Genomic DNA, 14,886 nt, shown 5'->3' with positions numbered 1-14,886 from the left:
AGCCAGCCCGCGGAGCCCGGTGCCAGTGCCCCCGGCACGACCGCAGCTTCCCCGCCGATCCCCCATGTCCGCATCCTCCCCGCCGGGGCGCCGCCTCGGCCCGGAGCTGCTCGCCACGATCACGCTCGCCCTGCCGCTGGTGCTGGGGCACGTGTCCACCGGCCTGATCAGCTTCGTCGACAACGTCATCGCCGGACGCCACGGCACCCTGACCCTGGCCTCGGTGACGGTCGGGACCGCCCTGCTGTGGCTGCCGATGATGGTGCCGATCGGGACCCTGATCGCGCTCACCGCCTCGGTCTCGCAGCTGGACGGCAGCGGCCGCCGCGACGCGATCGCGCCGCTGTTCCGCCAGGCGCTGTGGCTGGGCGCGGGCCTGGGACTGCTGATGTTCGCGTTCCTGAGCCTGGCGCCGCTGGCGCTGGCCGCGTTCGGCATCGCCCCGGAAATCGTGCCCGGCGCCACCGCCTTCGCCCATGCCATCCGCTGGGGCGTGCCGGCGCTGATCCTGTTCTTCTGCATGCGCTACCTCAGCGAGGGCCTGCACTGGACCCTGCCGACCATGGTCCTGGGCTTCGCCGGGCTGGGCGTGCTGGCGCCGCTGGGCTACGTGCTGACCTTCGGCCTCGGCCCGCTGCCGGAGATGGGGCCGGCCGGCCTGGGAGCGGCCTCGGCGGTGGTGATGTGGCTGCAGGCGCTGTGCTTTGCCGGTTACCTGGCGCGCTCGCGCCGGTTCGCGCCGCTGGGGCTGTTCGCGCGCTTCGATCCGCCGCGCTGGGCCGACATCCGCGGCCTGCTCGCCACCGGCCTGCCGATCGGCGTGACCGTGCTGATGGAAGGTGGCCTGTTCATCGCCACCGCGCTGCTGATCGCGCGCCTGGGCGAGGTGCCGGCGGCCGCGCACCAGATCGCGATCAACGTCTCGGCGCTGTGCTTCATGGTGCCGATGGGCCTGGCCGAGGCGACCACGGTGCGGGTGGGGCGCGCGCTGGGTGCCGGCGACCCGATGGGCGTGCGCCGCGCCGCGCGTGCCGGATACACCATCGTCCTGGCCACCCAGGCCTGCTCGGCGCTGGTGATGCTGCTGGGGCACGACGCGATCGTCGCCATCTACACCCGCGACGCGGCGGTGGCCGCCACCGCCTCGGTGCTGCTGCTGTACGCGGCCACCTTCCAGTTCCCGGACGGCGTGCAGGTGATGTCCGCCGGCGCCCTGCGCGGGCTGCGCGACACCCGCGTGCCGATGTTCCTTGCAATGGTCTCGTACTGGGGCATCGGCATGCCGCTGGGCGCCTGGCTGGGCCTGGGCCTGGGCCGCGGCCCGCAGGGCATGTGGACCGGCCTGATCCTGGGCCTGACCGCCGCCGCGGTGCTGATGGGCTGGCGCCTGCACCACAGCCTGCGCCGCCTGCCGCCGCCGGTGGCCGCGCCCTCCGGCACGGTTACTTCAGGCGCATGAATACCCCCGGCGGCGCCGTTATGCTGTCCCCTAATCGCCACCGGACCGACGTCCCCTGCCGGAGCTCCCGATGATCCCACCCCCGCTGCCCCGCCCCCGCAACCCGATCGCCACGTTCTTCGTGGGGCTGTGGGACGTGATGAACTTCGTCCGGCGGCTGGTCCTCAACCTGCTGTTCTTCGGGCTGCTGTTCCTGTTCCTGCTGGTCTTCGTGGTCGCGGTGGGCCGCGGTGGCGGCGGCGCACAGCCGATGCAGGAGCGGACCACCCTGGTGCTGGCGCCGCAGGGGCGGTTGGTGGAGCAGTACACCACCGACCCGGTGAGCCGCGCGCTGGGCCGGGCCCTGGGCGGCCAGGACGCCGGCGAGGTGCAGCTGCGCGACCTGCTGCGGGCGATCGAGGCCGCGCGCGGGGACGACAAGATCGAGCGCGTGCTGCTGCGCCTGGACGGCCTGCAGCCGTCCGGCTACGCCTCGCTGCGCGAACTGGCCGCGGCGCTGGCCAGCCTGCGCGAGTCGGGCAAGCAGGTGGTGGCGTTCTCCGAGAACCTGGGCCAGGGCCAGTACCTGCTGGCGGCGCAGGCCGACGAGGTCTACCTGGACCCGATGGGCAGCCTGCTGCTGCAGGGCATCGGCCGCTACCGCCAGTACTTCCGCCAGGGCCTGCAGGACAAGCTGGGCGTGGACGTGCACCTGTTCCGCGTGGGCGAGTACAAGTCTGCGGCCGAGCCCTACGTCCTCGATGCCGCCTCGGCCGAGTCCAAGGAAGCGGACCTGTTCTGGATGAACGACATCTGGGGCCGCTACCTGGATGACGTGGCCGCGGCGCGCAAGCTCGACCGGGCCGAGCTGGCCGCGCAGATCGACCAGCTGGCCGCGGGCATCGAGGCGGCCGGTGGCGACGTCGCCCGCCACGCGCTGGAACTGAAGCTGGTCGACGGGTTGAAGACCCGCCAGGAAGTGCTGGACCTGCTGGCCGAGCGCGGCGTGGCCGACGAGGACGAGGACCTGGGCTTCCGCAACATCGGCCTGGGCGCCTACCTGCAGCACCTGGACCGCAAGGCCCTGCCGCTGGACAAGCGCCCGCAGGTGGCGGTGGTGGTGGCCGAGGGCGAAATCATCGGCGGCGACCAGCCGGCCGGCCGCATCGGCGGCGAATCCACTGCCGCGCTGCTGCGCCAGGCGCGCGAGGACGACGACGTCAAGGCCGTGGTCCTGCGGGTGGATTCGCCCGGTGGCGAGGTGTTCGCCTCCGAGCAGATCCGGCGCGAGGTCGCGCTGCTGAAGCAGGCCGGCAAGCCGGTGGTGGTGTCGATGGGCGACCTGGCCGCCTCCGGCGGCTACTGGATCAGCATGGACGCCGACCGCATCTACGCCGACCCGTCCACGATCACCGGCTCGATCGGCATCTTCGGCCTGGTGCCCAACTTCACCCGCACGCTGGACAAGATCGGCGTGCACACCGACGGCGTCGGCACCACCCGCTACGCCGGCGCGTTCGACGTCACCCGCCCGCTGGACCCGGACGTGGCGCGGGTGATCCAGGCGGTGATCGACAAGGGCTACGCCGACTTCATCGGCAAGGTCGCCGAGGCGCGCCAGCGCAAGGTCGAGGAAATCGACGCGGTGGCCCGCGGCCGGGTGTGGAGCGGCGCCCAGGCGCTGGAGCGCGGCCTGGTCGACGCGATGGGCGGGCTGTCGGACGCGGTCGCCGACGCCGCCACCCGCGCCGGGCTGGAGGATGGCAAGTTCCGCCTGCGCTACGTGGAGAAGGATCCCTCGCCGCTGGCGCAGTTCATGGCCGGCCTGGCCGGCAGCCGCCTGGCGGCCGCGCTGCTGGACGACAGCGCGCTGGCGCGCGCGCTGCTGGCGCGCACCATGCCGGAGGCCGAGGCGCAGCTGCGCTTCGTCGAGGAAGCCATGCGCGACCGCGACGGCGCGCCGGTGAAGTCGCTGGCCTACTGCTTCTGCGGCCTGTAGCCCGGCGGGCCGCGGCCGGCGTCAGTCGTCGGCCGTGGCCGCCGCGGCGGCATCGCGCCGGGCCGCGGCGTCCTGCAAGGCCTGGTCGGCCGCGCGCGCTTCCTGCAGCGGGGCCTGCATCGCATCGCGCAGGGCGGTGGCCCGCGGCTCGGGCGGCCGCTCGGGCTGCGGCGGTTCGGGCCGGCACGCGGCCAGTCCCAGCAGGACGACGGCTGCGGCCAGGCGGCTCGGTTGGCTTCGCATTTGCGTTCGCTCCCGGTGGCAGGGACCGCGGGCTATCCTAGCGCCCATGAGCACGAACCGCTGGCGACTGGATGGACAGCTGGCCCTGGTGACCGGCGCGAGCGCCGGCATCGGCCTGGCGATCGCGCGCGAGCTGGCCGCGCTGGGCGCGGACCTGCTGCTGGTGGCGCGCAACGAGGATCCGCTGCAGGACGCCTGCGAGGAGCTGGAGGAGCTGTACCCGCAGCAGTCCTTCCATGGCATGGCCGCGGACGTGGCCGACGACGAGGACCGCCAGGCGATCCTGGACTGGGCCGAGGACCACGGCGACGGCCTGCACGTCCTGGTGAACAACGCCGGCGGCAACGTCACCCGCCCGGCGGTGGACTACACCGAGGACGAGTGGCGCGCGATCTTCGAGACCAACCTGTTCTCGGCTTTCGAGCTGTCGCGCTACGCGCACCCGCTGCTGGCGCGCCACGCCGCCTCGTGCATCGTCAACGTCGGCAGCGTGTCCGGCCTGACCCACGTGCGTTCCGGCGTGGTCTACGGCATGACCAAGGCGGCCATGCACCAGATGACCCGCAACCTGGCCTGCGAATGGGCCGCCGATGGCATCCGGGTCAACGCGGTGGCGCCGTGGTACATCCGCACCCGGCGCACCTCCGGCCCGCTCTCGGACCCGGACTACTACGACCAGGTGCTGGAACGCACCCCGATGCGGCGCATCGGCGAGCCGGAGGAAGTGGCCGCGGCGGTCGCGTTCCTGTGCCTGCCGGCGTCCTCGTACGTCACCGGCGAGTGCATCGCGGTGGACGGCGGCTTCCTGCGCTACGGGTTCTGAGGCGGCGCGCGCTCAGGTGCGCAGGCTGCGCTCGGGCACCTCGATTTCCATCGCCAGCGCCAGGTGGTCGGAGAAGGCCGCCGGCAGCGCCTGTGCCCCGGCGCAGCGCAGTTCGCCGCTGACCAGGATGTGGTCGATCGCGCGCTGCGGCTTCCAGCTGGGGAAGGTCGGCACGATGCACTCCGGCGGGCGCAGGCTGGTGTTGCGGTAGAGCACTTCCATCTCCGGCACGTCGGGCAGGCAGTTGAAGTCGCCCATCAGCACCGCGTTGGGATGGTCCTGCAGCAGTTCGGCGATGAACGACAGCTGCGCCAGGCGCGACCTGGCGCCGAGGGACAGGTGCGCCACCGCCACGGTCAGGCCCTCGCGGCCGTCGCCGAAGTGGCCCAGCAGCACGCCGCGGCCGCGGATCCGGCCGGGCAGCGGGTAGTCGCTGATGCGCACCGGCTCGAGCTTGCTCAGCAGGCCGTTGGCGCTGGAGGCCACGCCGCCGACGCTGCGGTTGGGCTGGTGGGTCCAGTAGTGGAAGCCGGCGCGCTGGGCCAGGTAGTGGGTCTGGTTGGTGAAGCCCGAACGCAGGCTGCCCGGGTCGGCCTCCTGCAGGCCGACGATGTCGTGCTCCGCGGCCAGTTTGGCGATCGCATCCAGGCTGGTGCGCTTGCGCCCGGCCGGCAGCGCGTGCGACCAGCTGCGGGTCACGTAGTCGCTGTAGCGGCGGGTGCTGGAGCCGGCCTGGATGTTGGCCGACAGCACCCGCAGCCGGCGCGTGGGCGGCGCGCCGGCCTCCAGCATGGTGCCCCCCGGCTCGCCGGGTGCCAGCTCGGGGAGGGGAGGCGTGTCCATGCGCGAAACCATCGGGGCGCTCAGCGCGCCCCGCCGCGCTCCTGCGCGACCAGCCACTCGGCGGTGGCCAGCATCTTCTCGAAGCCGTACTGGTCGGCGTTGATCGTGTACTTGCCGGCCACCACCAGCGCCGGGGTGCCCTCGATGCGCGCGCGCGCGGCGAACTGGCGGGCGCGGTTGAGCTTGGCCTCCACGCCGAAGCTGTTGAAGGTATCGGCGAAGCGCTTGGCATCCACGCCGTACTGGGCATAGAACGGGGCCAGCTCGGCGGCACCGACGTTGGCGTTCACCGGCAGGCTGCGCTCCAGGTGGATGGCACGGAAGGTCGCCGCGTGGGTCTTCGGCAGCACGCCCAGGGCCTCGGCGGTGTAGAAGGCGCGCGCGTACGGGGTCCAGTAGCCACCGAACGCGCCCGGCACCAGGACCAGGTTCACGTCGGCCGGCTGGCGCTTTGCCCAGGCCTCCAGGATCGGGTCGAAGTTGGCGCAGTGCGGGCAGGTGTAGCCGAACACCTCGGCCACCTCGATCTTGCCGGCCACCGGCTGGAACGGCTGGCCGTTCTCGATCACCTGGTAGTCCACCCCGGCGACCGGGGCCGGACCGGAGGGTGCGGCCGGGGCCGGCGCCGCGGGAGCGGCGGCCTCGCCGCCGTCCGCCGCTTCCGTGGCCGGGTCAGCGCCAGCGTCCACCGCCGGCTCGGCGGCGGCGTCGCCCGCCGGGGCCTCGGTGGCCGGGGGCGCGGGCTGGCTGTCCTGCGGGGCGGCATCCTGGCCGGAGCAGGCCGCCAGGCTGGCCAGCAGGAGCAGGGTCAGGAAGGGGCGGATATTCATTTCAGGTCTCCAGGGAGGATGAGGATCGGCCAGCGGCCGTCAACGGGAAGTCTGGGATCGCATGGCGGCACGTTCGCGCGCGACCAGGGCCCCGGCGATGCGCAGCATGTCGTCGAAGTCGCGGCCGCGCACCCGGTAGCGGCCGTTGACCACCAGGCTCGGGGTGCCTTCCAGGTCGATCGTGCGGATCCAGGCGCCGGCCTTGCGCACCTGCTCGCCGACCTGCGGGTCGGCCAGCGCGGCGCGCAGCCGCTCCGGGTCGACGCCGAAGTCCTTGAAGAACTCGCCTAGTTCCTGCGGGGTGGGGTTGCGCGGCAGGCTGTGGCGCTGGTGCAGGGCCTCGAACAGCGCCGGGTGGCTGCGCGTGGCCACGCCCAGCTGCCGCGAAGCGTAGTAGGTGCGCGCCCAGGCGTCGCTGGCGCCGCCGAAGGCCGCCGGCACCTGCACCAGGTCCACGTCCGCCGGCTGGCGCCGCTTCCACTCCTGCAGCCGCGGCTCGAAGCTGGCGCAGTGCGGGCAGGTGTAGGCGAACACCTCGGCCACCTCGATCCGGCCGGCGCGCGGGTCAAGCGGGCCGGCCTCGATGCGCACGTAGTCCACGCCTTCCTGCAGCTCCGGGGTGGCCGCCGGCGCGGCCGGCACCCGGGCCAGGAAAAGCAACAGCAGTCCGGTGAGCAAGGGCTTCATCGCGGGCTTCCTCGCGGCGCCGGTTGGGCGCCTGGCGGAAATAAAGACGCCGGCCTCGGGGGCCGGCGCAAGGTAATCAGAGAGGGACCACGCTTACTCCGACCGCGGCCGGTGGCGGAAGTTCACTGCCGGCCGGCGGCCCCGGCGGCGGCCACGTCGTCGGCGCGGTCGTGCAGGCCCTGCAGGTAGCTGGACAGGGCGCCGATCTCCTCGTCGGTCAGCTTCGAGGCGACCTTGGCCATGATGTTGAACAGGGCCGGGTCGCGCTCGCTGGTCACGCCGGCGCGGAACTCCTCCAGGCGGCGGGCGGTGTACTCGGACATCTGGCCGCCGACGTGCGGGTAGGCCGGGCCCGGGTTGCCGGCGCCGCTGGGGCCGTGGCAGGCCATGCAGGCGGGGATGCCGCGCTCGGCGTCGCCGCTGCGGTACAGCTTCTCGCCGACCTCGTAGAACTTCATGCCGGCGTACGGGCCGGTGGTGATCTCGGCGTCGTCGGCCACGCCGGCGCCGGACTTCTGCCGGGCGAAGTAGGCGCCGACGTCGCGCATCTGCTGCGGGGTCAGGGACTGGGCGAACGGCACCATCACCGCGGCCAGGCCGCTGTGGCGCTCGCCGCTGGCGAACAGGGCCAGCTGGCGGGCGATGTAGCGCTCGCTCTGGCCGGCCAGGCGCGGGTACATGGGATCGGACGGGTTGCCGTCGGCGCCGTGGCAGGCCGCGCAGGTCGTGGCGGCGGTGGCACCGGCCTCGGCATCGCCCCAGTGGGTCTTGCTCAGGTCCACCTCCAGCGGCTGTTCCTGCACCGGCTCGTTGTCCGGGATCGGCACCACCGTGGTCTGTGCAGCGTAGGCGGCGACGGCGGTGACCGCGACGGCCAGTCCGGCAAGGGCGATAACGCGAGCGTGGCGCATGCTAGAGCTCCGGGAACCCGATTCGGCGCGGCCTGGACGGCCGCGAAACGTCGGGATTATCCCCGCGCCGGGCAGCGACGGTCAACGAAACCCCCGCCCGGACCGCGCCCGGCCCCGACCCGGGGCCGGGCATGCGATCCTATGCCCATGTCCAATCCCCTCGAGAAGGCCCGCTACCTGGGCTCGGCGCACACGCCCGCGCAGCTGCCGCCGGATGGCGGCTTCGAAGTGGCGTTCGCCGGCCGCTCCAACGCGGGCAAGTCCAGCGCGCTCAACGCCCTGACCCGGCAGAACGCCCTGGCCCGGGTGTCCAAGACCCCCGGCCGCACCCAGCAGCTGGTCTATTTCGAGGTCGCACCGGAGCGTTACCTGGTCGACCTGCCCGGCTACGGCTACGCCAAGGTGCCGATGGAGATGAAGGCGCACTGGGAGCGCTTCCTCGACGGCTGGTTCCGTAGCCGCCAGGCCCTGCGCGGGCTGGTGGTGGTGATGGACATCCGCCATCCGCTCAAGGACTACGACCGGCAGATGATCGACTACGCCATCGCCCGCGGCCTGCCCGCGCACGCGCTGCTGACCAAGGCCGACAAGCTCGGCCGTGGCCAGCAGGCGCAGGCGGTGGCCGCGGTTCGGCGCGAGCTGGCCGCGGCCGGTGCCGGCCAGGTCGGGGTGCAGGCGTTCTCCAGCGAGAGCAAGCAGGGCGTGGACGAAGCCCGCGCGGTGGTCGCCGGCTGGCTGGAACTGGCCTGAGCCGGGACTGCGCCGGCTAGACCGGCACGTCGAACAGCCCGCCGATCAGGTGCGCCGCGGCCATCGCCGCCGCGCCCCAGAACCCCACGCGCAAGGCGCCGCGCAGCAGCGGCGCGCCGCCCATGTGCGCGGCCCAGGCCCCGGACAGCAGCAGGCCCACCAGGGTGGTCGCGGTGACCACCAGGCCGGTGCTGGCCGGCGGCGCCAGGATCGTGGCCAGGATCGACAATGCCGCGCCGGCGCAGAACGCCGCCGCCGAGGCCCCGGCCGCCTGCACCGGGCGGGCGCGCAGGCTCTCGCTGATGCCCAGTTCGTCGCGTGCGTGCGCGGCCAGGGCGTCGTGCGCGGTCAGCTGCTCGGCGACCTGGCGCGCCAGCGTCGGTTCCAGCCCGCGCGCTTGGTAGATCCGCGCCAGCTCCTCCAGCTCGGCCTGCGGGTCCTCCTGCAGCTCGCGCCGCTCGATCGCCATGTCCGCCTGCTCGGTATCGGCCTGCGATTGCACGGACACGTACTCGCCGGCGGCCATCGACATCGCCCCGGCCACGGTCGCGGCGATGCCGGCGGTCAGGATCGCGCCTGGCGCCGCGCCGCTGGCGGCCACGCCCACCACCACGCCGGATACCGAGACGATGCCGTCGTTGGCCCCGAGCACCGCCGCGCGCAACCAGCCCACCCGGTCGGTACGGTGCAGTTCGGGCTGGCGGCTGTGGCGCTGCGGGGGCTGTGGCATGGCGGCAGCTTATGCCAGTCCAGCCCGGCCATGGAAAGCTGCACGCCCACCGGTACGACATCGGTGTGCGCCGCGGCACGCTATAGTTCGCACCCGTTCCGGCCAGCGCCGGGTCCCTACAGTTCCCCCGCGCGAGTGCCAGCCTTGTCGAGTCCCAGCCACGTCGCCGACACCCCGGTCACCGGCCGCCACCAGCTGGTGGAATACCTGGCCGGCGGCGAACGCCCGCGCGCGGACTGGCGCATCGGCACCGAGCACGAGAAGTTCGGCTTCCGCCTGGACGACCTGCGGCCGCCGGCGTTCGACGGCGAGCGCGGGATCGAGGCGCTGCTGGCCGGGCTGGCCCGGTTCGGCTGGCAGCCGGTGCGCGAGAGCGTGGACGGGCAGCCGGAGCGGGTGATCGCGCTGGTGCGCGACGGCGCCTCGGTGACCCTGGAGCCGGCCGGGCAGCTGGAGCTGTCCGGGGCACCGCTGGAGACCATCCACCAGACCTGCGTCGAGCTGGGCACCCACCTGGACGAGGTGCGCCAGGTCGCCGACGAGCTGCAGCTGGGCTTCCTCGGCATGGGCTTCCAGCCGAAGTGGCGGCGCGAGGACATGCCGTGGATGCCCAAGGGCCGCTACCGGATCATGCGCGCCTACATGCCGAAGGTCGGCGGCCTCGGCCTGGACATGATGACCCGCACCTGCACCGTGCAGGTCAACCTGGACTTCGCCTCCGAGGCGGACATGGTGAAGAAGTTCCGGGTGTCGCTGGCGCTGCAGCCGGTGGCCACCGCGCTGTTCGCCGATTCGCCGTTCAGCGAGGGCCGGCCCAACGGCTTCCTCAGCTACCGCTCGCACATCTGGACCGACACCGACCCGGACCGCACCGGCATGCTCGACTTCGTGTTCGAGGACGGCTTCGGCTACGAGCGCTACGTCGACTACCTGCTCGACGTGCCGATGTACTTCAGCTACCGCGACGGCACCTACGTCGACGCCAGCGGGCAGAGCTTCCGCGACTTCATGCAAGGCCGCCTGCCGGCGCTGCCGGGCAAGCTGCCGACCCTGCGCGACTGGTCCGACCACATGACCACCGCCTTCCCCGAGGTGCGGCTGAAGAAGTACCTGGAGATGCGCGGCGCCGACAGCGGCCCGTGGGCGCGGCTGTGCGCGCTGCCGGCGTTCTGGGTCGGCCTGCTGTACGACGACGCGGCGCTGGACGCGGCCTGGGACCTGGTCAAGGACTTCACCGGCGAGGAGCGCCACGCCCTGCGCGACGGCGTGCCCAGGCACGCGCTGAAGCTGCCGTTCCGCGGCGCCACCGTGCGCGAGCTGGCGCTGGCGGCGCTGGAGATCTCCGCCGCCGGCCTGCGCCGGCGCGCCGCGCGCAATGCCGACGGCATCGACGAATCGCGCTTCCTCGACACCCTGATGGAAATCGCCGAGTCCGGGCTGACCCCGGCCGAGCGCAAGCTCGAACTGTTCCACGGCCCGTGGCAGGGCGACATCGACCGGGTGTTCGCCGAATTCGCCTACTGAAGGCGGGGCGGGCCGTGGAGGCCCGCGCCGCGCTTACCTGCCTGCATCCAGCGCGGGCAGGGCCAGGCCGGGCTCGTGCCGGGCCGGAAGCACGCCGGCATACGGCTGGCCGAAGCGGCCGCCGGCCACGTCGAAACGGTGCCCGATCCGCCGCTGCGGATCGGCCGGGTCCTGGTAGTCGACCGTGCACAGCTGCAGGCTGCCGTCCTGGTCGAAGTAGGAGGCGATCTCCGGGAACGCGGTATCGGCCGGGAGCAGGGCGGCGGCTTCGCGCAGGCACAGGTCCGCGCCATCGAAGCGGCCGGCCTGGCCGCGCGCCGGCGCCGGGGCCGGCAGCGGCGTGGCCGGCACGGGGGCGCGGCTGGGCAGCGTGTTGCTGCCGGCGGCGAAGGCCAGCGCCGCGGCCGCGCCGCACAGGAACGGGAGGACGGATGGTGGGCGGGGGGAATCGCTCACGGTTGCTCCATGCAGTGTGGCGGTCGGGGGAGCAACGACTATAGCGATCCGGCGAAGGTTGCTCAGGCAACCTGGCGGAACACTTTCTTGCGCATCGGCGAACGCCCGCGCGCGGGCGCGGCGGTCAAGGCGCCCACAGCTTGTGCAGGTCGCGGAAGCCCCATTCGCGGGGCGATTCGATCCCGGTGATGCGCTCGCTGCAGCCGGGCGCCGACAGGTCCACGTCGGCGAGCAGCAGGTGCGAGCGCAGCCGCGCCGAATAGAACACCCGCACCAGCGGCCGGGTGAGGTCGCCCGGCCGCTGTTCCAGCACCACCGCCAGGCGGTCGCTGGACAGCCGCACCAGGCTGCCGGCCGGATAGATGCCGAGGCTGGCGATGAAGGCCTTGAGCACGACCGGGTCGAAGTGGCCCTTCCACGAGGCCATCCGCCGCAGCGCCTCGGCCGGATCCCAGCCTTCCTTGTAGGGGCGGTTGGAGGTGATCGCGTCGTACACGTCGCACACCGCGCTCATCCGCGTCAGCAGCGGCAGCTGCGCGGCCGCCAGGCCGGCCGGGTAGCCGGTGCCGTCCATGCGCTCGTGGTGGTGCAGCACCATGTGCAGGATCCGGTCGTCGTGCTCGCCGCCCTCGCGCAGCAGGCGCGCGCCATGCTCCGGGTGGGTGCGCATGACCTCCATCTCATCCGGCTCCAGGCGCCCGGGCTTGTTGAGGATCTCCAGCGGCACGCAGGCCTTGCCCAGGTCGTGCAGCAGGCCGCCGACGGTGGCGGCCTGGCAGGCCTGTTCGTCCAGGCCCAGCTGGCGGGCAAGCGCGGACATCAGCGCGCCGACCGCCACCGAGTGCAGGTAGGTGTAGTCGTCGGCGGTCTTGAGCCGGGCGATGCCGATCAGCGCGCCGGGATGGCGGCCGACCGAGGCGGAGATCTCCTGCGCCAGCGGCAGCACCGAGGCGGCATCGACCATGCGCCCCATGCGCACTTCCTGGAACATCGCCTCCACCGCCTCGCGGCCCTCCTGGCAGATGCGGCGCGCCCGGGTCAGTTCGGCGTCGAGGTCGACCTTCGGCGCCACCCTCGCGCCGCGCGGGCCAGGATCTTCCTCCGCGCCGGCGGTCGTCCCGGCGGCGCCGGGAGGCGGCGTGGGTTCCGCGGCGGGTTCCGCGGCCGCTTCGGCCGGGTCTTCCTCCGGCAGGCTGCGCTCCGGGTCGATGTCCACCGTCTCGATCCCGCTGCCCTGCAGGCGCTCGATGTCGCGCGCGGTGGCGAGGAACGAGGTCCGCCAGAACGGATGCTTGAGCCAGGCGCCGTTGACCCGCTGCACGTACATGCCCGGGCGGAGCTGGTGGACGGGGATGGTGCGCTGCATCGTGGACCGGCGGCTCTGGGGGGACAGGGTGCCGGGGGCCATATCGGCCGGACGTGGCCTGGCTTGAGCACCGCGGCGGCTCGCCGGCCGGCGGCCTGGCTGATACTATCCCCCAGTATCAGAGGAGGCCGGCCATGCCCCACAGTCCCGAGGAAAAGCGGCGCGTGCTGGCCCGCGTGCGCCGCATCCGCGGCCAGGCCGAGGCGCTGGAGCGCGCGCTGGAGGCCGGCGCCGACTGCGCCCCGGTGCTGCAGCAGATCGCCGCCATCCGCGGCGCGGTCAACGGGCTGATGTCCGAGGTGATGGAGGCCCATATCCGCGAGACCTTCGGCCACGCCGCCGGCTCGGACGAGCAGCGCCAGGCGCGGGTCGCGGAGATGACCGCGCTGGTGCGTTCCTACCTCAAGTGATTCCCCCTCCGCCGGAGCGCCGGCGGATCCGTTCGTCGCCGTCCCAAAGGAGTTTCCCCATGAAGTCCCGTGCCGCCGTCGCCTTCGCCGCAGGCCAGCCGCTGCAGATCGTCGAGATCGACGTCGCCCCGCCCAAGGCCGGCGAAGTGCTGGTGAAGATCACCCATACCGCGCTGTGCCATACCGACGCCTTCACCCTCTCCGGCGAGGACCCGGAAGGCGTGTTCCCGGCGGTGCTGGGCCACGAGGGCGCCGGCATCGTGGTCGAGGTGGGCGAGGGCGTGACCTCGGTCAAGCCGGGCGACCACGTCATCCCGCTGTACACCGCCGAGTGCGGGCAGTGCCTGTTCTGCAAGAGCGGCAAGACCAACCTGTGCGTGGCGGTGCGCGCCACCCAGGGCAAGGGCGTGATGCCCGACGGCACCACCCGCTTCTCCTACAACGGCCAGCCGATCTACCACTACATGGGTTGCTCGACCTTCTCCGAGTACACCGTGGTCGCCGAGGTCTCGCTGGCCAAGGTCAACCCGCAGGCCAACCCGGAACACACCTGCCTGCTGGGCTGCGGCGTGACCACCGGCATCGGCGCCGTGCACAACACCGCCAGGGTGCAGGAAGGCGATTCGGTGGCCGTGTTCGGCCTCGGCGCGATCGGCCTGGCGGTGATCCAGGGCGCCCGGCAGGCCAAGGCCGGCCGCATCATCGCCATCGACACCAACCCGGCCAAGTTCGAACTGGCGCGGCAGATGGGCGCCACCGAGTGCGTCAACCCGAAGGACCACGACAAGCCCATCCAGCAGGTGATCGTGGAGATGACCGGCTGGGGCGTGGACCACAGCTTCGAGTGCATCGGCAACGTCGAGGTGATGCGCGCGGCGCTGGAATGCGCGCACCGCGGCTGGGGCCAGAGCGTGATCATCGGCGTGGCCGGCGCGGGCAAGGAGATCAGCACCCGTCCGTTCCAGCTGGTGACCGGCCGCAAGTGGATGGGCACCGCCTTCGGTGGCGTGAAGGGCCGCAGCCAGCTGCCGGGCATGGTCGAGGACGCGATGGCCGGCAAGATCGAGCTGGCGCCCTTCATCACCCACACCCTGCCGCTGGAGCGGATCAACGAGGCCTTCGACCTGATGCACGAGGGCAAGTCGATCCGCACCGTCATCCACTATTGAGCGATGCAGCCGGCGGGCGCCAATGCCATGGCCACCGGCGCGAGGATCGCGCTGGTGGCCGGTGCCAGCGGCCTGGTCGGGCGCGCGCTGCTCGCGCGCCTGTGCGCCGATCCGCAGGTGGCCGCGGTGCACGCCCTGGTCCGCCGCCCGCTGCAATTGCGGCACCCGAAGCTCCAGCTGCACGTGGTCGACTTCGCGCGCCTGCCGCCGTTGCCGGCAGCCGGCGAGGCCTACCTGGCACTGGGCACCACCATTGCCGTGGCCGGCACGCGCGAGGCGTTCCGGGCGGTGGACTTCGACGCCAGCCTGGCGGTGGCGCGCGCGGCGCTGGAGGCCGGCGTGCGCCGCATCGGGCTGGTCAGCGCGATGGGCGCCAATCCCCGGTCGCCGGTGTTCTACAACCGCACCAAGGGCGAACTGGAGCAGGCGCTGGCCGCGTTGCCGCTGGATGCACTGGTGGTCGCGCGGCCGGCGCTGCTGCTGGGCGACCGCGCCCGCCTGGGCCAGCCGCATCGCCGCGGCGAGCACCTGGCCGCGCGCCTGGACCGCTGGTTGCGTCCGCTGCTGCCGGGGCAGCTGCGTGCCATCACCGCCGAAGACGTCGCTGCCGCGCTGGCCGCCGAAGTGCCGCGCGCAAGCGGCCACACCATCCTCGGATCGGCGCGCATGCAGGGCGCATCCGCCGCGCCGCACCGGAACGCATAAGG

16 protein-coding genes are annotated in these 14,886 nt (G+C 72.9%); 8 read left to right on the top strand and 8 right to left on the bottom strand.

Annotated features, from left to right (window positions below; translation table 11 throughout):
- Window positions 1–64 precede the first annotated feature (64 nt).
- A complete protein-coding gene (locus PSEJ31_RS0108095) occupies window positions 65–1,459 on the top strand; it encodes an MATE family efflux transporter (RefSeq protein ID WP_028915171.1) in 1,395 nt (464 codons plus the stop codon).
- Between the two features lie 70 nt (window positions 1,460–1,529).
- Entirely contained in the window at window positions 1,530–3,437 is a 1,908-nt protein-coding gene (sppA, locus tag PSEJ31_RS0108090; RefSeq protein ID WP_028915170.1) for a signal peptide peptidase SppA, read from the top strand.
- A 21-nt stretch (window positions 3,438–3,458) separates the two neighbouring features.
- On the opposite strand, the gene PSEJ31_RS0108085 is transcribed toward sppA, so the two are convergent.
- Window positions 3,459–3,680, bottom strand: coding sequence for a hypothetical protein (locus PSEJ31_RS0108085; RefSeq protein ID WP_037034810.1), 222 nt, complete (start codon window positions 3,678–3,680; stop codon window positions 3,459–3,461).
- Between the two features lie 46 nt (window positions 3,681–3,726).
- On the opposite strand from PSEJ31_RS0108085, the gene PSEJ31_RS0108080 reads away from it, so the two are divergent.
- A complete protein-coding gene (locus PSEJ31_RS0108080; protein WP_019399006.1) occupies window positions 3,727–4,503 on the top strand; it encodes an SDR family oxidoreductase in 777 nt (258 codons plus the stop codon).
- 12 nt (window positions 4,504–4,515) lie between these two features.
- On the opposite strand, the gene PSEJ31_RS0108075 is transcribed toward PSEJ31_RS0108080, so the two are convergent.
- From PSEJ31_RS0108075 to PSEJ31_RS0108060, 4 genes are all read right to left on the bottom strand, one after another.
- Complete coding sequence (locus PSEJ31_RS0108075) at window positions 4,516–5,256, bottom strand: endonuclease/exonuclease/phosphatase family protein (protein WP_026010609.1); 741 nt, start codon at window positions 5,254–5,256, stop codon at window positions 4,516–4,518.
- Window positions 5,257–5,366: 110 nt separating this feature from the next.
- Window positions 5,367–6,176 (bottom strand): thiol:disulfide interchange protein DsbA/DsbL, encoded by an 810-nt coding sequence (locus PSEJ31_RS0108070; RefSeq protein WP_028915168.1) that lies wholly within the window; start codon window positions 6,174–6,176, stop codon window positions 5,367–5,369.
- A 39-nt stretch (window positions 6,177–6,215) separates the two neighbouring features.
- Window positions 6,216–6,863, bottom strand: a complete 648-nt coding sequence (locus PSEJ31_RS0108065; RefSeq protein ID WP_028915167.1) for a thiol:disulfide interchange protein DsbA/DsbL — start codon at window positions 6,861–6,863, stop codon at window positions 6,216–6,218.
- Between the two features lie 122 nt (window positions 6,864–6,985).
- Complete coding sequence (locus PSEJ31_RS0108060; protein ID WP_019399010.1) at window positions 6,986–7,774, bottom strand: c-type cytochrome; 789 nt, start codon at window positions 7,772–7,774, stop codon at window positions 6,986–6,988.
- Window positions 7,775–7,921: 147 nt separating this feature from the next.
- Between PSEJ31_RS0108060 and yihA the strand changes: the two genes are divergently transcribed.
- Window positions 7,922–8,524, top strand: coding sequence for a ribosome biogenesis GTP-binding protein YihA/YsxC (gene yihA / locus PSEJ31_RS0108055; RefSeq protein ID WP_019399011.1), 603 nt, complete (start codon window positions 7,922–7,924; stop codon window positions 8,522–8,524).
- Window positions 8,525–8,540: 16 nt separating this feature from the next.
- Here the strand turns inward: yihA and PSEJ31_RS0108050 are convergent, their stop codons facing one another.
- Entirely contained in the window at window positions 8,541–9,254 is a 714-nt protein-coding gene (locus PSEJ31_RS0108050; protein ID WP_037034807.1) for a VIT family protein, read from the bottom strand.
- A 135-nt stretch (window positions 9,255–9,389) separates the two neighbouring features.
- Here PSEJ31_RS0108050 and PSEJ31_RS0108045 point away from each other — a divergent pair, with 135 nt between their 5' ends.
- Window positions 9,390–10,778, top strand: coding sequence for a glutamate--cysteine ligase (locus PSEJ31_RS0108045; protein WP_306460558.1), 1,389 nt, complete (start codon window positions 9,390–9,392; stop codon window positions 10,776–10,778).
- 33 nt (window positions 10,779–10,811) lie between these two features.
- Here PSEJ31_RS0108045 and PSEJ31_RS0108040 read toward each other — a convergent pair whose 3' ends face one another.
- Both PSEJ31_RS0108040 and PSEJ31_RS0108035 read right to left on the bottom strand, forming a co-directional pair.
- Window positions 10,812–11,234, bottom strand: coding sequence for a hypothetical protein (locus PSEJ31_RS0108040; protein ID WP_028915164.1), 423 nt, complete (start codon window positions 11,232–11,234; stop codon window positions 10,812–10,814).
- A gap of 124 nt (window positions 11,235–11,358) precedes the next feature.
- Window positions 11,359–12,600, bottom strand: a complete 1,242-nt coding sequence (locus PSEJ31_RS0108035) for an HD-GYP domain-containing protein (RefSeq protein WP_028915163.1) — start codon at window positions 12,598–12,600, stop codon at window positions 11,359–11,361.
- A 134-nt stretch (window positions 12,601–12,734) separates the two neighbouring features.
- On the opposite strand from PSEJ31_RS0108035, the gene frmR reads away from it, so the two are divergent.
- From frmR to PSEJ31_RS0108020, 3 genes are read left to right on the top strand one after another with little or no spacing between them, the layout of a single operon-like run.
- Window positions 12,735–13,010, top strand: a complete 276-nt coding sequence (gene frmR / locus PSEJ31_RS0108030) for a formaldehyde-responsive transcriptional repressor FrmR (RefSeq protein WP_019399016.1) — start codon at window positions 12,735–12,737, stop codon at window positions 13,008–13,010.
- Between the two features lie 59 nt (window positions 13,011–13,069).
- The gene (locus tag PSEJ31_RS0108025) at window positions 13,070–14,179 is read left to right on the top strand and encodes an S-(hydroxymethyl)glutathione dehydrogenase/class III alcohol dehydrogenase (protein ID WP_019399017.1); all 1,110 of its coding nucleotides are present in this window, start codon (window positions 13,070–13,072) and stop codon (window positions 14,177–14,179) included.
- 3 nt (window positions 14,180–14,182) lie between these two features.
- Window positions 14,183–14,884, top strand: coding sequence for an NAD(P)H-binding protein (locus PSEJ31_RS0108020; RefSeq protein WP_019399018.1), 702 nt, complete (start codon window positions 14,183–14,185; stop codon window positions 14,882–14,884).
- The last annotated feature ends 2 nt before the right edge of the window (window positions 14,885–14,886 follow it).

This window comes from Pseudoxanthomonas sp. J31, from assembly GCF_000510725.1.
In the GTDB taxonomy this organism is placed as follows: Bacteria; Pseudomonadota; Gammaproteobacteria; order Xanthomonadales; family Xanthomonadaceae; genus Pseudoxanthomonas.
The sequence above is the reverse complement of the archived record's forward strand: the minus strand, read 5'-3'. Positions and strand labels throughout refer to the sequence as shown.